This window comes from Albidovulum aestuarii (assembly GCF_029961185.1).
GTDB classification, from domain to species: domain Bacteria; phylum Pseudomonadota; class Alphaproteobacteria; order Rhodobacterales; family Rhodobacteraceae; genus Albidovulum; species Albidovulum aestuarii.
On the sequence record NZ_JASBQQ010000008.1, the window covers coordinates 163,106 to 182,376 of the forward strand.

The 19,271-nt window shown below is 63.4% G+C and carries 19 protein-coding genes; 12 read left to right on the plus strand and 7 right to left on the minus strand.

Features of this window, described 5'->3' with window-relative positions; all coding sequences use genetic code 11:
• Positions 1 to 50: 50 nt before the first annotated feature.
• Complete coding sequence (locus tag QKW60_RS16980; RefSeq protein ID WP_282370413.1) at positions 51 to 353, plus strand: HNH endonuclease family protein; 303 nt, start codon at positions 51 to 53, stop codon at positions 351 to 353.
• A 6-nt stretch (positions 354 to 359) separates the two neighbouring features.
• Here the strand turns inward: QKW60_RS16980 and QKW60_RS16985 are convergent, their stop codons facing one another.
• Positions 360 to 974 carry an enoyl-CoA hydratase/isomerase family protein gene (locus tag QKW60_RS16985; RefSeq protein ID WP_282370415.1) on the minus strand — a complete coding sequence of 205 codons (615 nt, stop codon included), beginning with the start codon at positions 972 to 974 and terminating at the stop codon, positions 360 to 362.
• Between the two features lie 141 nt (positions 975 to 1,115).
• Here QKW60_RS16985 and QKW60_RS16990 point away from each other — a divergent pair, with 141 nt between their 5' ends.
• The 5 genes from QKW60_RS16990 to lpxK all read left to right on the plus strand — a co-directional run bounded on the left by QKW60_RS16990 (position 1,116) and on the right by lpxK (position 7,449).
• On the plus strand, positions 1,116 to 2,600 hold the full coding sequence (locus QKW60_RS16990) for a DUF2125 domain-containing protein (protein ID WP_282370417.1): 1,485 nt from the start codon (positions 1,116 to 1,118) through the stop codon (positions 2,598 to 2,600).
• Positions 2,601 to 2,786: 186 nt separating this feature from the next.
• Complete coding sequence (locus QKW60_RS16995) at positions 2,787 to 4,133, plus strand: TldD/PmbA family protein (RefSeq protein ID WP_282370419.1); 1,347 nt, start codon at positions 2,787 to 2,789, stop codon at positions 4,131 to 4,133.
• On the plus strand, positions 4,120 to 4,899 hold the full coding sequence (locus tag QKW60_RS17000) for a 3'(2'),5'-bisphosphate nucleotidase CysQ (protein ID WP_282370421.1): 780 nt from the start codon (positions 4,120 to 4,122) through the stop codon (positions 4,897 to 4,899). Before QKW60_RS16995 ends, QKW60_RS17000 begins: the two co-directional genes overlap by 14 nt.
• A gap of 322 nt (positions 4,900 to 5,221) precedes the next feature.
• Positions 5,222 to 6,451 (plus strand): 3-deoxy-D-manno-octulosonic acid transferase, encoded by a 1,230-nt coding sequence (locus QKW60_RS17005; protein WP_282370423.1) that lies wholly within the window; start codon positions 5,222 to 5,224, stop codon positions 6,449 to 6,451.
• Entirely contained in the window at positions 6,451 to 7,449 is a 999-nt protein-coding gene (gene lpxK / locus QKW60_RS17010; protein WP_282370425.1) for a tetraacyldisaccharide 4'-kinase, read from the plus strand. The genes QKW60_RS17005 and lpxK overlap by 1 nt, the downstream gene beginning before the upstream one ends.
• A 26-nt stretch (positions 7,450 to 7,475) precedes the next feature.
• On the opposite strand, the gene QKW60_RS17015 is transcribed toward lpxK, so the two are convergent.
• The 3 genes from QKW60_RS17015 to QKW60_RS17025 are packed head-to-tail and all read right to left on the minus strand — an operon-like array spanning position 7,476 to position 9,803.
• On the minus strand, positions 7,476 to 8,594 hold the full coding sequence (locus QKW60_RS17015) for a CaiB/BaiF CoA transferase family protein (protein WP_282370429.1): 1,119 nt from the start codon (positions 8,592 to 8,594) through the stop codon (positions 7,476 to 7,478).
• 5 nt (positions 8,595 to 8,599) lie between these two features.
• A complete protein-coding gene (locus QKW60_RS17020) occupies positions 8,600 to 9,271 on the minus strand; it encodes a DsbA family protein (RefSeq protein ID WP_282370431.1) in 672 nt (223 codons plus the stop codon).
• Between the two features lie 4 nt (positions 9,272 to 9,275).
• Positions 9,276 to 9,803 carry a DUF721 domain-containing protein gene (locus tag QKW60_RS17025; protein WP_282370432.1) on the minus strand — a complete coding sequence of 176 codons (528 nt, stop codon included), beginning with the start codon at positions 9,801 to 9,803 and terminating at the stop codon, positions 9,276 to 9,278.
• Between the two features lie 82 nt (positions 9,804 to 9,885).
• Between QKW60_RS17025 and mutY the strand changes: the two genes are divergently transcribed.
• From mutY to QKW60_RS17040, 3 genes are all read left to right on the plus strand, one after another.
• A complete protein-coding gene (mutY, locus tag QKW60_RS17030) occupies positions 9,886 to 10,947 on the plus strand; it encodes an A/G-specific adenine glycosylase (RefSeq protein WP_282370433.1) in 1,062 nt (353 codons plus the stop codon).
• A gap of 52 nt (positions 10,948 to 10,999) precedes the next feature.
• Positions 11,000 to 12,136 carry an alkane 1-monooxygenase gene (locus tag QKW60_RS17035; RefSeq protein WP_282370435.1) on the plus strand — a complete coding sequence of 379 codons (1,137 nt, stop codon included), beginning with the start codon at positions 11,000 to 11,002 and terminating at the stop codon, positions 12,134 to 12,136.
• Positions 12,137 to 12,674: 538 nt separating this feature from the next.
• Positions 12,675 to 14,288: a hypothetical protein gene (locus QKW60_RS17040; protein ID WP_282370437.1), complete on the plus strand. Its 1,614-nt coding sequence runs from the start codon at positions 12,675 to 12,677 to the stop codon at positions 14,286 to 14,288.
• 152 nt (positions 14,289 to 14,440) lie between these two features.
• Here the strand turns inward: QKW60_RS17040 and QKW60_RS17045 are convergent, their stop codons facing one another.
• The 3 genes from QKW60_RS17045 to QKW60_RS17055 all read right to left on the minus strand — a co-directional run bounded on the left by QKW60_RS17045 (position 14,441) and on the right by QKW60_RS17055 (position 16,880).
• Positions 14,441 to 15,553 (minus strand): site-specific DNA-methyltransferase, encoded by a 1,113-nt coding sequence (locus QKW60_RS17045; RefSeq protein WP_282370438.1) that lies wholly within the window; start codon positions 15,551 to 15,553, stop codon positions 14,441 to 14,443.
• Between the two features lie 85 nt (positions 15,554 to 15,638).
• Positions 15,639 to 16,274, minus strand: coding sequence for a ribonuclease HII (locus QKW60_RS17050; protein ID WP_282370440.1), 636 nt, complete (start codon positions 16,272 to 16,274; stop codon positions 15,639 to 15,641).
• A gap of 132 nt (positions 16,275 to 16,406) precedes the next feature.
• Positions 16,407 to 16,880 (minus strand): hypothetical protein, encoded by a 474-nt coding sequence (locus QKW60_RS17055; RefSeq protein WP_282370441.1) that lies wholly within the window; start codon positions 16,878 to 16,880, stop codon positions 16,407 to 16,409.
• A 172-nt stretch (positions 16,881 to 17,052) separates the two neighbouring features.
• Here QKW60_RS17055 and QKW60_RS17060 point away from each other — a divergent pair, with 172 nt between their 5' ends.
• The 3 genes from QKW60_RS17060 (at position 17,053) to QKW60_RS17070 (ending at position 19,259) form a co-directional block, all read left to right on the plus strand.
• A complete protein-coding gene (locus QKW60_RS17060; protein WP_282370442.1) occupies positions 17,053 to 17,298 on the plus strand; it encodes a hypothetical protein in 246 nt (81 codons plus the stop codon).
• A 21-nt stretch (positions 17,299 to 17,319) separates the two neighbouring features.
• Positions 17,320 to 18,024 carry a winged helix-turn-helix domain-containing protein gene (locus QKW60_RS17065; RefSeq protein ID WP_282370443.1) on the plus strand — a complete coding sequence of 235 codons (705 nt, stop codon included), beginning with the start codon at positions 17,320 to 17,322 and terminating at the stop codon, positions 18,022 to 18,024.
• A gap of 140 nt (positions 18,025 to 18,164) precedes the next feature.
• Positions 18,165 to 19,259, plus strand: a complete 1,095-nt coding sequence (locus QKW60_RS17070; protein ID WP_282370445.1) for a carboxynorspermidine decarboxylase — start codon at positions 18,165 to 18,167, stop codon at positions 19,257 to 19,259.
• Positions 19,260 to 19,271: the final 12 nt, after the last annotated feature.

Below are 19,271 nucleotides of genomic sequence, written 5' to 3' on the forward strand. Positions count from 1 at the left end.
GCTCTTGCCCCCTGCGATTGCTCAGCCCATCCTGTGACAAGAAACCGGCCATGACACAAGCACCCGATCCGATCTGCCCGCTTTGCCTGCGCCCGATCCCGCCGGACGTGGCGCAGAGCCGCCATCACCTCGTACCCAAGCTACGGGGCGGCAAGGGCGGACCGACGGTGCTGTTGCACGCGATCTGCCATGCCGAGATTCACGCGACGCTCACCGAAACAGAATTGGCGCGCGATTATCCGACGATGGAGGCTTTACGTGCCCATCCGAGACTGGCGAAATTCGCGGGCTGGGTGGCTTCGCGGCCGCCCGGTTTCCGGTCGCGCATTCCAGGTCCGCGCCGGTCGCGCTAGGACGGATCAGCCGAAGAGGCGCTTGATCCCCGCGACATGATCGGGCTGGGCCGCAAGCGCGTCGGCGGTAAGTTCCGCGACCGTGGCGTCGACGTCTTCCAGCGTGACGATCCGGTCGATGAGCCCCCATGCCAGCGCCTCTTCCGCCGCAACTTTTGCGCCCGCCATCAGGATCATCTTGGCCCGCGCTGGCCCGATCAGTGCCGCCATCCGCACCGGATCGGAGGGCTGGGGGAGAAAGCCAAGCTTCATCACCGGGTAGAAAAACTTCGACCCAGGCACGGCGATCCGCAGATCACAAGCCAACACCATGCCGAAGGCGCCACCCGCCACAGTACCATTGAGCGCCGCGACGGTCAGGCAGGGCAGCGACGCAATGGCGCCGGAAAGTCGCTCCCAAACCGGATCGGTCGCAAGCCCCGCGCGCGCCTCATCAAGATCGGCGCCGGCGGAAAAGACCTTACCCTCGCCGGTCAATACGAGCGCACGTACATCTTCGCTGCCCGCCGCCTCGGCAATATCGGCAAGCTCCCCCAGCATCGCGCGTGTCAGCGAGTTCGCCTTTTCCTGTCGCGATAATGTGACCCGCCACAAACCACCATTCTTTTCCAGCCGGATCATATGCTCCACCGCCTTGATATCGCCCGATTGTTCCCCTGTAACAGCGCCTGATGGTGGAATTCCATCCCCTTGCGGCCCTTGACCACGCCCGTGCGCGGCTGGATGCTGTGGGATGACATTGCAAACAAGGCAGGCATGCTGATGAAACACATTGCGGGTCCGGCGACCCTTACCGCGCTTCTCCTCTCCTCGACCGCCGTGCAGGCCGATGTCACGGCCGAGGAGGTCTGGACGGGAATCGAGTCCTATTATGCTGATACCGGCTATGCGGTGACAACTGAATCAATGGAAAAACAGGGCGACACGCTCGTGGTTTCCGGCGTGACGTTGTCCAACGAACTGCCGGAAGTCACGGCGTCCATCAATGTCGGGGAAATGCGCTTCAAAGAGCTTGGGGACGGACGGGTCGAGATGACCTTTGCCGAATCCATCCCGATGACGGTCATGTCCAAGCCCGCAACGGGCGAGGCTGTCGAGACCCAGATCACCATGACCCAAACCGGCCTGTCGGTCATCGTGTCGGGCAGTGCGGAGGACACGACCTACGACTACACGGCACCGGAATTCGCCATGGCGATGGGCGGTATGTCCGTAGATGGGGCCGAAGTACCTCTGTCGCTGAACGTGAAAGCCACCGGCAACAGCGGCATGATGCGGATGCAAAGCGTCGGCGACCGCAAGATGGTTCAGGAGATGAGAACCGAAAAGGTCGACTTCTCAATGTCCGCCGAGGATCCGGGAGGCAAAGGCAGGTTCTCCACCTCCGGCTCGTTTGCCGAATTGGACGGCACCGCCAACATGATCATGCCCGACGGCGTCGACATGAAGGACATGAATGCCGCCATTCAGGCCGGCTGGGCGGTCGATGGTGTTTTCTCGTTCTCCGGTGGCGGCTATGTGATGGACTTCGCCGAGGGCGAAGAGACGATGCATGCCGAATCCACCATGGGTGCGGGGTCGTTCCTGCTCGACATGTCGTCCTCTGGCCTGTCCTATGGCGTGACGGGGAACGATTCCAAGATGTCGATGCAGGTCTCGTCCTTCCCGCTGCCGATCGACCTGTCGGTCGCGCAGAGCGCGTTCAACCTGACGCTTCCGGTGACCAAGAGCGACGACGCGCAGCCCTTCGGTATGCTGATGAAATTCGTCGATCTTGAAGTGTCGGAAGGCCTCTGGGGTATTTTCGACCCGGCGGCGCAGCTGCCGCGTGACCCGGCAACGCTGATCGTCGACCTGTCGGGTGCGGCGAAGATGCTGATCAATATCCTCGACCCGGAAGAGGCCGAAACGCTCGGCGCGACGCCGCCGGGGTCGCTTGAAGCGCTTGATATCAATGAGTTGAAGGTCTCGGCCGTCGGTGCGGAACTGACCGGAACGGGGGCGGTGACCTTTGACAATACCGCCGGAATGCCGAAGCCGCTTGGCGCGGTTGACCTGCAACTGGTCGGCGGAAATGGCCTGATCGACAAGCTTGTCGCGATGGGGTTCGTACCCGAGGATCAGGCGATGGGCGCGCGCATGATGCTGGGTCTTTTCGCGGTGCCGTCGGGTGAGGATACGCTGACCTCCAAGATCGAGTTCAAGGAAGATGGCGGCGTCTATGCCAACGGGCAGCGGGTTCAGTAACACCCGGACCTGAGACAGGTGAACCGCCCGCCATCCGGTAGGCGGTTTCTTTTCGGGCGTATGGCATCCGTCCCGCAAGCGTATGGCCTGCGTATGGCATCCGTCCCGACATCCGTCCCGTCGCCCTTGCACGTCGTTCCGGCCCGGACTAGGTCCTAGACAATTGATCCAGAGCAGGACCCAGCGATGACCGAGCGGCTTTCCCATCTGACCGAAGCGCTTCTGACGGCGGCGACGAAGGCCGGGGCCGAGGCTGCCGATGCGATTGCCATCGACGGAACCTCCGTTTCGGTCGATGTCAGGGGTGGCAGGCTGGAACAAGCCGAACGGTCCGAAGGGGTCGAGATCGGGCTGCGTGTCCTCATCGGCAAGCGGCAGGCCTGTGTCTCGGCCTCTGACATCTCTGACCGCACCATCGCCGAGATGGCCGAGCGCGCCGCCGCCATGGCCCGCGAAGCACCGGAGGATGATAGCATCGGCTTGGCCGATCCCGCTGATCTGGCGCGGGCCTGGGATCTTGCGGCACTCGACCTGACCGACCCGGCATCCGAACCCGCCGCCGCCGATCTGGAGGAGGATGCGCGCCGTGCCGAAGCTGCCGCCTTGGCCGTCAAAGGCGTCAGCCAGTGTCAGGCGGCTTCGGCCAGCTATTCGCGCCGTCACATCCATATTGCCGCGACCAACGGCTTTTCCGGCGGCTATGGCCGCACCGGGCGGTCGGTCTCGGCCGTCGCCATTACCGGCGAGGGGCTGAAGATGGAGCGCGACTGGGCGGCAGAGAGCCGGACCTATCAGTCCGATCTGCCCGACGCGGCCGATATTGGCACATTGGCGGGAACGCGCGCCGTGGAACGGGCAGGCGCAAGAAAACCCAAGACCGGGGCCTATCCGGTGATCTTCGATGAACGCATCGCCTCGGGCCTGATCGGTCATCTGCTGGCGGCCGCCAACGGTTCGGCGGTGATGCGCGGATCGTCATGGCTTCGGGATGCGCTGGGCCAGCAGGTGCTGCCCAAGGGGCTTTCGATCCATGAGAACCCGCACCGGCCGCGCATTTCGGGCTCGCGCCCCTTCGATGCCGAAGGTCTACCGACTGTCGCGCGCGACGTGGTGCGCGATGGCGTGCTGATGGGCTGGACGCTGGACCTCGGCACGGCCCGCAGGCTCGGCATGGTCTCGACCGCCAATGCGACGCGCGGTCCGTCCTCCCCGCCATCGCCCAGTATTTCGAACATCGCGATGACGCAGGGTGACAAGAGCCGCGAACAGCTGATGGAGGAGATGGGCACGGGCCTTCTGATCACCTCGATGATCGGCGCGTCGATCAATCCCACGACCGGGGATTATTCGCGCGGCGCTTCGGGATTCTGGGTGGAGAAGGGGCAGATCGCCTATCCGGTCAACGAATGCACGATCGCGGGCAACCTGCGCGAAGTGCTGATGCGGATCACGCCCGCGAACGATGCGCGAGGGCATCTGAGCCATGTTGTCCCCTCGCTGCTGGTTGAAGGGCTAACGCTTGCCGGCGAATGATCTTGACCTTCTGCTCGACGCCGCGCAGGAGGCCGGCCGCGTCGCGCGGGGGTTCTTCCGCCGCGATCCCGGGATCTGGCACAAACCCGGAGACGCCGGGCCGGTGACAGAGGCCGATCTGGCGGTGAACCGGATGCTGCATGCCGAGCTTGGCGCAGCCCGGCCGGATTATGGCTGGCTGTCGGAGGAAACGCCGGACGACGGCGCGCGGCTGACGGCGGAACGCTGCTTCATCATCGACCCGATCGACGGCACCCGCTCTTTTATCGAGGGTGATACGAGCTGGTCCCATTCGCTGGCCGTAGCGGAAGGCGGGCGGATCACCGCCGCTGTCGTCTTTCTGCCGATGCGCGAGGCGCTTTATGCCGCGACCGAGGATGGCCCGGCTACTCTGAACAACGCCCCGATCCACGCTTCAGCCAAGGCCATAGCGGGCGAGGCGACGATTCTGACCGCCAAATCCAACCTGTCGCCGGATCTGTGGAAGGCCGGCGCCCCTCCGCCCTTCACCCGCAAGTTCCGGGCTTCGGTGGCATGGCGGCTTTGCCTTGTGGCCGAGGGGCGGTTCGACGCTATGCTGACACTGCGGCCAAGCTGGGAATGGGATATCGCGGCGGGCGACCTGATCGCGCGGCGGGCGGGTGCCACGGTGACAGACCGCCACGGCGCGGCCCTGACCTACAACGCCGCCGATCCGCGCGCGCCGGGCGTGATCGCCGCACCGGGGCCGCTGTGGACCTCGCTGCGCGAAGGGCTCATTTCGTAGGCAATAAGCCGATCTCTCCGGTGACGATGACCTGAACCGGCACCCTGTCGAGCTGACCCGGAAAGCGGTGTTCAGGCGTGGTGGGTTCGGGTTCGATCCGTTCCACGACAAAAACGGTGATGCTTGGACGGAAGCACCGCCTTCGAAGCGCGCCCGGTACGGACGTTTCCGCCGCCTTGAGGGTATACGCCCCATCGCATAGTGTGACGCGAACCATGCCATTAGCGGAGCCGACCCATGACCAAGCGCCTTGCGGATGTTGCCCACAGGCGATCCTCCAGCGGGCCGACTTGCGAACGCGATTTCTGAGCCGCAGGCGACGATGGGACGTTCGATTGCGCTCGCGCTCTATCTGCTGACCGCACGGGGAGGTACGGTCCCGCCTGCGCCATCGCGGGCGGCCCGGCCCGATGGGTTGCTGGTCTGGCTGCATCTTGGACGGGATGCCACCCCCCGCCGGCTCGGGCAACTTGCGCAGAAGCTCGTCCGCGAGCGGCCAGAACTGAACCTGCTGGTTACCCGCGAAGGGGATGGCGTGCCTGATGCGGACAATTTTCCGAAAGGCGCGATCACCGATCTGTGCCCGCCCGACAACCAATCCGCGATGCACGTCTTTCTCGATCATTGGCGGCCGGATCTGTGCGTCCTTGCCGGGGGCAGCCTGCCACCCGCCCTAATCTGCGAAACTGACCGGCGGAACGTCCCGCTGATGCTGGTGAATATCCGGGTGACGCAAGCGGATGAACGCGCCTGGCGCTGGCGGCGTGGCATGGCGGCATCGCTTCTGGCGCGATTCCGTCGGATCATGGCGCAGGATCCCGACAGCGCGGCGCGGCTGCGCCGTCTGGGCGGGCGGCTTGCGCAGATCGACGTTGCCGGACGGATCGAGGAGACCACCGAACCGCTGACCTGCAGCGAGGCCGAACGCTTCTCGCTGGCCGAACTGCTGATGGCCCGGCCCATCTGGCTGGTCGCCGGATGCACCGAAGCCGAGGAGGACGCGGTGATCGCTGCACACGCCCATGCGATGCGGCTGGCCCACCGGATGCTGCTGATCATTGTACCTGCAGATCCCGCGCGCGCCGGACCGCTTGCAGAAAGGCTGCGCCAGGTGGGCTGGATGATTGCCGAAAGATCGCGCGAGGAAGAACCCGAGCCGGAGGTGCAGGCCTTCGTAGCTGACGGCGAGGAGGAGCTTGGCCTCTGGTACCGGCTTGCCCCGGTGACCTTCATGGGGGGTACCCTGATCGAAGGCGGGCCCAGCCGAAACCCGTTCGAACCGGCGGCCCTCGGCTCGGCGATCCTGCATGGACCCTGTCCAGGCCCCTATCCCGATGCCTATGCCCGTCTGACCGAGGCCCGGGCGGTGCGCCGGGTTGACAGCGCCGCGACGCTCGCCGAAGCCGTTGGCGAGATGATCGCGGCGGACAAGGCGGCGATCCTTGCGCACAACGCGTGGGCGGCGTCGTCCGGTGGCGCAGAGGTTGCGGAACGGGTGGCGCAGGCGGTCTTTGAGGCGCTCGATGCGACGGCCAGAAAGGCGGCCGTGTGATGCGGGCGCCCGGATTCTGGTATCGCGATCCCGCAGCACCCGGCCTTGCCGCCCGGCTTCTGTCGCCGCTCGGTCGGATCTATGCCAGCCAGACCGCCCGCCGGCTGTCGTCGGGGCGCGGCGATCATCCCGGCGTTCCGGTCATCTGTGTCGGCAATATCAATGCCGGAGGCACCGGCAAGACGCCTACCGTTATTGCGCTGGCGCAGAGACTGGCCACCAAGGGCGTGACTGCCCATGTCGTCAGCCGCGGCCATGGCGGATCGCTGACGGGGCCGGTCCGCGTTGACGAACGACGGCATGATGCGACGCAATGCGGTGACGAGCCGCTGCTGCTGGCGGGTTTCACCCCCACATGGATCGCCCGTGACAGGGCTGCGGGTGCGCGCGCGGCCGCTGCGGCAGGGGCCGGGGCGATCCTGCTTGATGACGGATTCCAGAACCCGGCGCTGGCAAAGGATCTGTCCATCGTCGTCGTCGATGCCGCGCGTGGCTTCGGCAACGGGCTCTGCCTGCCCGCCGGTCCCCTGCGGGAACCGGTTGAGGCGGGCCTTGCCCGCGCCGACATGATCCTTTCTATCGGCGATCCCCCGGCGCAGGAGGCGTTCAAGGCGCGATGGGGGCACGCGATACGCATCCCACACCTCACAGGAGGCCTGAAACCGCTGCCCACCGGTATGGACTGGCCCGGCCTCAGAGTGCTGGCCTTCGCCGGCATCGGTCATCCCGAGAAGTTCTTCGCGACGCTCCGCGACCTAGGGGCCGAAATTGTCCGGTCGGTGCCGCTCGACGATCACCAGCCGCTGACCCCCGCGATCCTGCGGCGTCTGGAAAGCGATGCAGCGGCACTCGGCGCGCAACTGGTGACGACGGAGAAGGACGCCGTCCGCCTGCCGCAGGAGTTCCGGGCGCAGGTCCTGACCGTTCCGGTGCGGCTGGAACTGGACGACTGGGCGCCGCTTGATGCGCGGCTCTCAGAGTTGGGATTTAAAAAGTAAGGCGGGTTCGAACCCACCTGTCCCGATCAGTCCTTCCCGCCGTGCTCACCGAGTTTCGGTGAGGGGCGGTCCAGCGCCAGATCCGCACCGGAGAAATTGAAGGGCGAGCGCACGCCCGGCACACCGCCGGGTTCAATCCGCATGCCGCGCGCCACGACCTGCGGGTCTGCAAAGACCTCGCCCATATCGTTGATCGGTCCGGCGGGCACACCCTCGGCTTCGCAGGCGGTCAGAAGGTCGGCCTTCGCCCAGCCTTTCGTCTTCGCTGTGATCGCCACTGTCAGAGTTACGCGGTTGGCGATGCGGTCGGCATTGGTAAGGTAGTCAGGCGCTTCGGCGAGTTCGTCGAGCCCCAGCACCGTGCAAAGCCGCCGGTATTGCCCGTCATTTCCGGTGGCGATAATGATCCAGCCATCGGCGCAATCGAATACCGAATAGGGCACGATGTTCGGATGCGCGTTCCCCATGCGCTGGGGCGGCGTACCCGAGGCAAGGTAGTTCATCGCCTGATTGGCCATGATCGAGGTCGCCACATCAAGAAGCGCCATATCGACATGCTGGCCTTCGCCCGTCACCGTGCGCTGGTGCACGGCGGCAAGGATCGCGGTCGCGGCATAGATGCCGGTGAAGATATCCGTCACCGCAACGCCCACTTTCTGCGGCTGGCGGTCCGGCTCTCCGGTCACGCTCATCAGCCCGGACATGCCCTGAATGATGTAATCGTACCCCGCCCGGTGGGCATAGGGACCGGTCTGGCCGAAACCCGTGATCGAACAGTAAATGAGCCGGGGGTTCACCTGCCGCAGACTCTCGTAATCGAGCCCGTATTTCTTCAGGCCCCCGACCTTGAAGTTCTCGATCAGGATATCGGCGTTCTTAACCAGATCGCGCACGAGGGCCTGCCCCGCTTCGGTACGAAAATCGGCCGTAACCGAGGTCTTGCCCCGGTTTGCGGCGTGGAAGTAAGCGGCCGAACGATCCCCTTCACGTTCGATGAAGGGCGGGCCCCATTGGCGGGTGTCGTCGCCTTCGGGCGCTTCGACCTTGATCACATCCGCACCAAGATCGGCCAGCGTCTGGCCGGCCCATGGACCGGCTAGAATACGGGCCAGTTCGACGACCTTCAGGCCGTGAAGCGGGGTCATCGCGGTCAGTTCGCCAGTTTCTCGTCGAGGATCTTGGCGAAATCCTCATAGGACATGTTGGAGTACTTCTCGCCGTCGATGACGAAGGACGGGGTCGAGTTGATCTCATCCTTCGTGGCGTTCGTCTGATAGGTCGCGATCATCGCCTTGAGCTGATCCTCGTCGCGCATGCAGGCATCGACCGCCTCGGCGGACAGGCCGGCCTTCAGGCCAATCTTCTTGAGATTGTCGGCAATCGTCGCGGCATCGCCGTCGCCGATCCAGGTCTTCTGTGTATCGTAGATGATGTCGGAAATACCGAAGTACTTCTCCTCTCCGCCACAGCGCGCGACCGTCGCGGCCCAAAGGCCAAACTTGTCGAAATAGACCTCGCGGTAGACGAAGCGGATCTTACCGGTATCGATGTAGTTCGCCTTGAGCTGGTCGAACGCGGTTTCATGGAAGTTCGCGCAGTGCGGGCAGGTGAAGGAGGCGTATTCGATCACCTCGATCGGCGCCTCGGCCTGACCAAGCACCATGTCCGGCACCATCTGCACATCGGTCGCGGTCTGCGCGACTGCGGCGGTGGAGAAGGTGGAGACATTCGCAGTCTGCGCGGCATCCCGCGTCATCCAGAACGCGCCGCCTGCGGCAGCGACAAGCGCCACGGCGCCGGCGATGAGGTAAGTCTTGGACATGGGATCAGCCTTTTCTGTTTCGGGGCCGAGATAAGACCTTTTCGCCCAAGGCTTCAAGCGCTGCCCTGAGAGTCTGGTCCCCGATCTCACCGGAAAGTGTTCGGGCAGTGGCTTGCACGGCCGGATCTGGCGGTTCCGGGGCGGGTTTCGGTTTCGGGGTGAAGGCGACCTGTCCTTCGGCAAAACCCGTCGGCGCGGTCTGTGTGATCACCACCCGCGAGATGGCGTTGTAGCCGTAGCAGGCATTCACCTTGTCGCGGATCTTCGGAAGCTGCATCTGCAGGAGCGGCGCCGAGGCGCCGGTGGTCAGGAGCGTCAGTGTCGCGCCCAGCCCTTCGCGCCCGTAGCCGACCTTGACCGGCAGGGCGATGGCGGCAATCTCCTCGCCCACGACTTCGGCCCAGTGGGTCAGAAGCCGCGACACGGCAAAGCCACGCGATTCGCCGACCGAGCGGATGCGGTCCTTCAAAAGGCCTGCGGCGGGCTCAAACCCCCGGCCGCGCCGCTTCTGGTTTGGGGGCGTAACGCTCATCCCTGTCCTTTCCCGATCTTGGTCCTATGTTAGACCCCGCATGGGGCCTTGCCCACCGGCTTGATGATGACGGAGCGGAAATTTGCGGGACGAAGATATCGGCGCGGCACTCCTCGGCTGGTACGACACCCATGCCCGCGTTCTTCCTTGGCGGGTCGGTCCTGCCGACCGCGCGCGGGGGGTGCGTCCGGACCCGTATCGGGTGTGGTTGTCCGAGATCATGCTGCAACAAACGACCGTCGCTGCCGTCCGCGACTATTTCCACCGGTTCACCGCGCGCTGGCCGAACGTGGCGGCATTGGCGACCGCACGGGATGAGGACGTCATGGCCGAATGGGCGGGGCTTGGCTACTACGCCCGCGCCCGCAATCTGCTGAAATGCGCCCGGGCGGTGGTTTCGGATCATGGCGGGCGGTTTCCCGAAACCCGCGACGGCCTGCTGACCCTCCCGGGCATCGGCCCCTATACCGCCGCCGCCATCGCTTCTATCGCCTTTGACGAGGCCGCGACCGTGGTTGACGGAAATGTCGAGCGGGTTACGGCGCGGCTCTTTGCGGTCGAAACACCTTTGCCCGGTGCCAAGGCTGAACTGACAGCGCTTGCCGCCCGGCTGACGCCCCGCGAACGCCCGGGCGATCATGCGCAGGCCATGATGGACCTTGGCGCGACCATCTGCACCCCGCGAATTCCCACCTGCGGCATCTGCCCGCTTCGCGCCTTCTGCAAGGGGCAGGCTGAGGGGGTCGCGACCGACCTTCCGCGCAAGACACCGAAAGCTGCCAAGCCGACCCGTTACGGCATCGCCTATCTCGGCCGCCGCGCCGATGGCGCGGTGCTGCTGGAACGGCGTCCCGAACGCGGGCTACTGGGCGGCATGCTCGGCTGGCCGGGCACCGACTGGACCGGGGCGGAACCTGCGCCCGCGCCGCCGGCCGAGGCCAATTGGCGCGAAGTGCCGGGGGAGGTACGACATACCTTCACCCATTTCCATCTGGTCCTGCGGGTCGAAACCGCCCTTCTGCCCGTAGGCGCCAACCCTCAACGGGGGCACTTCGTGCCGGGCACGGAGTTCCGCGCGGATGATCTGCCGACTGTCATGCGCAAGGTTCATGACCTTGCGTCCCTGCCTGCGACCGGCGATTGAGCGGCAGCCGCCCCGAGACTAGACTGACCAAAAGGCATGAGGCAGAGGCCCGATGTCCCGACCCGTTTCCAGCTTCGTCTCGGCAGCCCCGTTCTGGCTGTCGCTGATCCTCGTGCCGCTTGCCATCATCGGGGCGTCCGTCGGCGGCTGGACGGTCTGGCTGTTGCCTGTCTATGGCTGGATCGTGACCTCGATCCTCGACGTCATTGCAGGGCGGGAGACGGGAAACCCCGATACCGATACGCCCGAGGCCGATCTCTTCTGGTACCGGTTCATCACCATGATCTGGTTTCCGATTCAGGCGGTCACGCTTTACGGGATGATCTGGTATGTCACCCGCACCGACCATCTCGTGCCATGGGAAAAGATCGTGCTTTTCTTCGGTGTCGGCGTCATCTCCGGCTCCATCGGCATCACCTACGCGCATGAGCTGATGCATCAGAAGAACCGGCTGGAACGCTGGCTTGGCGACCTGTTGCTTGCCACGGTGCTTTACAGCCATTTCCGCACTGAACATCTGTTGGTCCATCACCGCTATGTCGGTACGCCGCGCGATGCGGTGACGGCGCGCTACAACGAAGGCTTTCACCGGATGTTCGTCCGCGTCCTGACCGAGGGGCCGGGATCAGCATGGCGGGCGGAAAAGCAGCTTCTGTCGCGGGCCGGGCGTTCGCCCCTGCACAAGTCAAACCCGTTCTGGCGCTACGGCGCGCTGCAGCTTCTGGCGCTTGCCCTTGCCCTCGCCATCGGTGGCTGGGTGGGTCTTGGCCTTTTCATATGGCAAGCCTTCGTGGCGATCTGGCAGTTGGAACTGGTGAACTACGTGGAGCATTACGGCCTGACCCGCCGCCATCTGGGCGAAGGCAAGTACGAGCATGTCCTGCCGCGTCATTCCTGGAATGCCGATCACAAGGTCACCAACTGGATGCTGATCAACCTTCAGCGCCATTCGGACCACCATTACAAACCCGACCGCCGCTTCCCGCTTTTGCAGACCTACAGCGCGGATGAGGCCCCCCAGTTGCCCTTCGGCTATCCCGGCATGACCGCCCTTGCCATGGTCCCGCCGCTCTGGCGGCGGCGCATGAACCCGCGTGTGCGGGCATGGCGGAAGAAATACTACCCCGATATCAGCGACTGGACGGACTACAACCGTGGCAATCTGCCGATGCCAAAGGGCGCAAGCTGACCCTTTTATTTTGTTTCGCAGATATCCCTGCTGGATGCGTACCAGAAAAAGATATGGCCATGTCTCGCAGCCGTGTTGGACGGCATTGCGGGCGCATTTGACGTTTGGTGTTCTACAATGAGTGCAGTCTCACTCTGCCGAAATCTGACATACTTCATCGTGTGCAGGGCGGACGAAAAGCGATAGGACCCTTTCCCGGAAAGTCGCGTGGCGGGATGCATGTACCGCTAGCGGCTTGTCGGCATGGCATTCGTTACGGATATGCCGTCTGCTCCGCCGATCCCGCTCTTTCGCTGCATTCAACGCGTTCATGCAGGCGCCGGGAACTGTTGCGTTCAGGAATATCTCGTGCAGCATTTGATTTCTCCTTCTGGTGAGCGACGGCTGATCTGCCTCGCCAATGAAGATCAATCTATGCGTCGCCCGTGATCATCTCGTCAGCGTGGCCGTGAGTGCGTGCGTGCCAGTGCTAGGTCGAACGTGATTTCGTCGCTATAAATAGCTAGATGACCGTTATTTCGTGCTGCCGAACCAAACCATGTTTCGCTTGAGCCTCTTCGGGCGCTTCTCGCTGACCGATGCGGGTGGTGCTGAAATCCCGATCAAATTGAAGAAGGCGAAAGCGCTTCTGGCCTATCTTGCGCGGCCACTGGGGCGGGTCCGAAGCCGGGAGGAAATCATCGCACTCCTCTGGTCCGACCGGGATGAGGCCCAGGGCCGCGCTTCGCTTCGACAGGTGCTGACCGGGCTGCGCAAAGACCTTGGGTCGAATGCTGACATGGCCCTGCACACCACGCATGAGGCGGTCGCCCTGAAACCTGAGAGTGTCGCGCTGGACCCAGGCGCACCTGGCGAGGAACTGCTGGCCGGCTTCTCCCTTCGCGACCCGGCCTTCGAAGACTGGCTTCGCGACGAGCGGTTGGCCGAGGAGAATAGTGCCGATACCGGACCGCCATCGCCCGGCGTGGAGGCGGCTGAGAAGCACGGCATCGCGGTGCTGCCGTTCGCCAATCTCAGCGGTGACCCTGAGCAGCAGTATTTCTCGGATGGCATCACCGAGGACATCAATACCGAACTCAACCGTTTTGGATCAGTCTTCATGATTGCGTCGTCTTCTTCCTTTGCCTTCCGCGAGCGGGAGGTCGACCCAATTGATGTCGGCGAGAAGCTGGGGGTTCGCTTTCTGGTTCAGGGCAGCGTGCGCAGGGCGGGCAACAGGGTACGGATTTCAGTCCAGCTCGTCGATGCCAAGACGGCGGGCCACCTTTGGTCCGACCGCTACGACCGAGAGGTCGCCGACATCTTCGCGCTGCAGGATGAGATCGCGGCCACTGTCGCGACTATGGTCGCGGGTCATGTCGCGACCAGCAACCGGGTCGAGTCGTTGCGCAAGCCACCGAACGACATCGACGCCTACGATCTGGTTCGTCGCTCTGACTGGCTGTATCTGAGCGACAGCACTACTCCCGAGATCCCTCGGCTCCTGGAACGGGCGGTTGAACTTGATCCGGGCTTCGCGGAAGCCCATTCGAAGCTGGCCGCCCATCGAGCCTATGAGGCCTTTACAAAGGCGCTGCCACTATCGGAGGTGGCCGCCGAGGTGCGGCGTCACGCGGCTGCTGCGGCGCGGCTGGCCAAAGGTGAATCGGATGTCCATGTCGAGCTGGCAAAGGCGTACGCGCTGATCGGCGAGCATCCGAGTGCGCGGCATCACCTGCAGCAAGCGATGGCGCTGAATCCCAACAGTTTTGTCACCATGGTGCATGGTGCCGAGACGATGACGCTTCTGGGAGACCACCGTGACGCTTTGGAACTGGTCGAACTCGCGATGCTGCGGGACCCGTTCAAGGGGTTTAGCTTCCGCGAGGACCTGTTTGACATCAATTTCATGCTCGGCCGCTACGAAGCCGCGCTGGAACAGTTCGTCGGCTGGCCCGACCCGGCGATCCATATGCGCCTCTCTAAGGTGGCCGCGCTGGCGCATCTCGGGCGGGCCGAGGAGGTCGCGACGGCCCTGCGCGAGTTGGAGGCGCTGCGACCAGAGAGCTGGGACGTCAGCGTTGTCGCAGATAACTGTTGTCGGATGTGCGCCCGACCGGAAGACGGCGAGCGCTGGTGCGAGGGATTCCGCAAGGCCGGAATAGTGGTCTGACCGCTCAGCAGGTTCATTAGGACAGTTTCTCCGGAGCTTGGACCGGACCAACCCTGCTTCGAACCGCAAAGAAAAAGCCCCGCCGGGGTGCATTCCGGCGGGGTGAGTTTCGTGCCGTGGTTCAAGCCACAGGCACCGGCGGTAACTTGTGATCAATGTGGGCGGGTATCGTCCATCTCGGCGCGGATCTGCTGGCGCAGGATGTCGATCGACACCAGTTTTCCGTCCCGCTTGAAATGCCAGTAGGTCCAGCCGTTGCAGCTTGGCGCGCCTTCCAGATGCGCGCCCACCTGATGGATGGAGCCCTTGATGTCGTTGCCGATGAGCGTGCCATCGGCCCGCACCTTGGCGCGCTGGCCACGGGCGGAATAAAGTTCTTCGCCCGGCCGCAGCATGCCGCGTTCGACGACCTGACCGAAGGGCACGCGCGGCTCGGCGCGTTTGGAGGCGGAGACCTCAAGCGCCTCGCGGTCGAACTTGCGGATTTTCGAAAGACGCTTTGTCGCCGCCTCACGATAGGCCGCCTCGCGCTCGATCCCGATGAAATCGCGGCCGAGCATCTTGGCCACGGCACCGGTGGTGCCGGTGCCGAAGAACGGATCGAGCACCACGTCACCCGGATTGGTCGTGCCGACGAGAATACGGTGAAGAAGCGCCTCGGGCTTTTGCGTCGGATGCGCCTTGTCGCCCGCCTCGTCCTTCAGCCGTTCATGACCGGTGCAGAGCGGAATGACCCAGTCCGAGCGCATCTGCACGCCTTCATTCAGCGCCTTCAGCGCTTCATAGTTGAAGGTGTATTTCCCGGCTTCGGATTTCGAGGCCCAGATCAGCGTCTCATGCGCGTTGGTGAACCGCTTGCCGCGGAAATTCGGCATCGGGTTCGACTTGCGCCAGACCACGTCATTCAGGATCCAGAACCCCTGATTCTGCAACTCGGCGCCCATGCGGAAGACATTGTGGTAGGAGCCGATGACCCAGAGCGCGCCGTTGGGTTTCAGCAGGCGGCGGGCGGCGGCGAGCCAGTCCTTGGTGAACTGGTCATAGGCCTTGAAGCTGTCGAACTGGTCCCAGTGATCGTCCACGGCATCGACCTTGGAATTGTCGGGCCGGTGCAGATCGCCGCGCAACTGAAGGTTATAGGGTGGGTCGGCGAAGATCAGATCAACGCTCTCGGCGGGCAAGGACCGCATCACCTCGATGCAGTCACCGTCGATAATTTCGTTGAGCGGGAGCTTCACAGCCCCCTTCGTTATGGTCTTCGTCATCGCTGCCTCATCCCCGGCATCTGGTGCCGTTCTTGTTGACCCCAAGATGAGTCAGGAGCGATTCGCCGTCAAATTCTTTTTTGAATCAAGCACTTATAGTTTTTACTTGGCACAAGATATTGTGCACGGGCTTGAACGAACGCCTATGGTGTGGGGTCACACCAAGATTTCGGAGTGCTTCAAGGTGATCTTTCGTCGGGTAACCGGCGTTCCTTTCCCAGCCGTAGCCCGGATGCTGTTGCGCCAAATCCACCATGATGCGATCGCGCAACACCTTGGCGACGATAGAGGCCGCCGCAATCGACATCGACCGGCTGTCACCCTTCACAACGGCTTCGGCACTGATCGTCAGACCCCGCGGGATCAGGTTGCCGTCGATCAGCAGGTGATCGGGAACCATCGCCAGCCCTGCAACCGCGCGGCACATCGCGATATGGCTGGCGCGGAGGATATTGTGTTCGTCGATCTCGGCCACCGAAGCCTCGCCCACAGCGACATCGGCCGAGGCCATGATCGCCTCGAACAGGGCTTCGCGCCGCCGGGCGGTCAGCTTCTTTGAATCGTTCAGTCCGTCGGGAATACACGCCGGATCAAGGCGCACGGCGGCGGCGAGGACCGGGCCGCACAAGGGACCCCGGCCAACCTCATCGACGCCAGCGACGTTTTGCAGACCACGGGTTTGCGCGGCCGTTTCAAAGCTCAGATCAGGATTTCCGGACATGGCGCCACCTTGCGCGAAAAGACCCTGCGCGCAAGAAAAAAGGCGGGTGCCGTGGCACCCGCCCAGTGGACCGATCCGGAGTACAAGGGATGCCGGACCAACTGCTCGACAGTTATTTCTTGCGCTGCGGCCTTACCAACGGCCGTCAGCGATCTTGAACCCATGGTCGCGCAGGCAACGCGCGCCATAGACGGTGCGGTTGCCCCAGCGCGTATTGATGTCGAAGGCGCAGCGCTCGGGAACGCGCCGGTTGATCCCGTATTCGTCCAGGCAGCGCGCCGAAACAACATCGCGGCGGCGGTCGTCGCCGCGGATGGAAAAGACGCATTCGGCGGGAATCCAGCGGTTCTTGTGGCCTTTCTTGTGCGGGCGCTTCCAGCGTTCATTCTTCCATTCATCGTCGTAGCGACGGGTCTGGGCGGCCTGCTGCTGTTCCTTCTTGCGCTTGTTCTTGTTTACTTCGTTGATCACGAGGCCAATCGCGGCCGCGCCGAGAAGCACCTTGAGCGCGTCCTTGCTGCGGTCGTCGGCGAAAACCGGCGTCGCGAATGCCGAGGTGAAGGCAAGCGTCGCGGCAGTTACAGTAGCGATCAGGCGGCTTTTCATCGGACATCTCCTTTCGGGTGGATGGGCGGGCAGCGCCCCCGTAAGTTCATGGCAAAACCTTGGGCCCGACCTGATGCGGCAGGCAATAACGCCGCCGTGCTAGGCGATAACGGGAGCAAAAACCGGATTGGTTATTGATTAGCCTTCCGTCCCCGAGCAGTGTGATCGCATCATGACGCGAACACTCATCATCCCCATGGCGCTCGCCGCCGCCCTTGCCGCCGGACCGGCGGCCGCCAAATGCAAGGTCGAGTACAAGGCCAAGCAGGACGATCCCCTGCGGCTGGACTACGGCACGGCGGATCTGCCGGACAAGGCCTGCGCCTCGAAAGAGGCGGCGGCCGAGGCGCTGGCGCCCAAGCTGAAAAAGGAAGGCTGGACGCTTCTGGCCATTGTGTCCATCCTAGGCTCCAACTGACCGAGCCCGGGAATCCGCGACGTGACCGATACCTCAAGCACGACGAGTGACGCGCTTCGCTCTGGCAACCGGATCGTTGTCTGGGGCATCGTGGCGATTGTCGCGATCCTTGCGCTGGCGGCGGTGCTGCTGTTCATGGCGCTGCCCGATGCCAATGCCTTCAACGCGCGGGTCGAACGGATCTTCGTTGAAAATGATGCGCTGCGCACGGGTGAGCAGATCAAGCTTCTGGAGGTTCTCGCGCAATCAGGCACCGCCTTTTCCGAGGTACTGGCGAGTTACCGCACGGTCATCTTCATCCTTCTGATCTTCGCGACCGGCCTTCTGGTCGCCGCCCTGATCTTCCTCGTCATGATCGTTGCGCTGAACAAGCGCATGGGTGAGATCGAGCGTCAGGGGATTCAGGTGTCGTCGCTTCTGATCAGCCGCGCCGAGAATGCGGTCGTGCTGAACAACATGGAATTCAAGCTGACCCCCGCCGCCATCGAAACCCTTTCGGTTCTGGCCGAGGCGCGGATGGATGACGATGTTCTGTCAGGTGCCGAGATCGAGGGCGTCATCTCAGGCAAGAACTCTGCCGATTGCGATGAAAGCGCGGGCGCGATGCGGATCAAGCGGCTTCGCGATGCCTTGGGCAACCAGATGGTCAGCGAGTTGCTGGTGAAAAATATCGCCCGTCGCGGCTATATGCTGGCCGTCGACAAGGACGCGATCCGCATGCTCTGACGCGGGCGCGTTTACTTCACTTTCTGTCCGAAAATACTCCGGGAGCGCGAGGGCAGCGCCCTCGCACGGCCCCGGCGGCTCTTGCGGGAATCTGCCCGAGGTCCTATAGGGGCCCTTCCTTTGGCCAGTGGGGGGCGCCCGTGATTCAGACACCCTTCTATCTGATCGACAAGGCGAAGCTGCTTCGCAACATGGAGATCATCGACCGGCTGAGCGCCGGGTCCGGGGCGAAGGCGCTTCTGGCGCTGAAATGCTTTGCCACCTGGTCGGCCTTCGACATGATGCGCGATCATATGGATGGCACGACCTCCTCGTCGCTTTTCGAACTGCGTCTTGGCCGCGAAAAGTTCGGCAAGGAAACCCATGCCTATTCCGTCGCCTGGGCCGATCACGAGATCGAAGAGGCGGTGGGATACGCCGACAAGATCATCTTCAACTCCATCGGCCAGCTCGAACGCTTCGACAACCATTCCGCCGGTATTCAGCGCGGGCTGCGCCTGAACCCGCGCTTTTCGACCAGCGGTTTCGATCTTGCCGACCCGGCGCGGCCGTTTTCACGACTCGGCGAATGGGACCCGGTGAAGATCATGGCGGTGATCGACCGCATCTCGGGATTCATGATCCATTACAATTGCGAGAACCGGGATTTCGACCTCTTCGATCAGCAGCTGGGCCGGATCGAGGCTGAATTCGCCCCGCTTTTGGAAAAGGTCAAATGGGTCAGCCTTGGGGGCGGCATCCATTTCACCGGCGAGGGCTATCCGGTCGATGACCTGGCTGCGCGGCTGAAGGCGTTTTCGGAAAAGTTCGGCGTGCAGGTCTATCTGGAACCGGGCGAGGCGGCGATCACCAATTCGACCTCGCTTGAGGTGACGGTGCTGGACCTGCTGAACAACGGCAAGGATCTGGCCATCGTGGACTCGTCCATCGAGGCCCATATGCTCGACCTTCTGATCTACCGCGAAAAGGCCAAGCTGCCGCAGCAGGGCGACCACGAATACCAGATCTGCGGCAAGTCCTGCCTTGCGGGCGATATCTTTGGCGATGCGCGGTTTAAGCGGCCTTTAAACGTGGGCGACCGGATCTCGGTCGCCGATGCCGCCGGTTACACGATGGTCAAGAAGAACTGGTTCAATGGCGTCGGCATGCCGTCCATTGCCATAAAGGAACTCGACGGAACGATCCGTCTGGTGCGTGAGTTTGGCTATGAGGATTACGCCTCCAGCCTGTCGTGAGGGCTCGCCCCT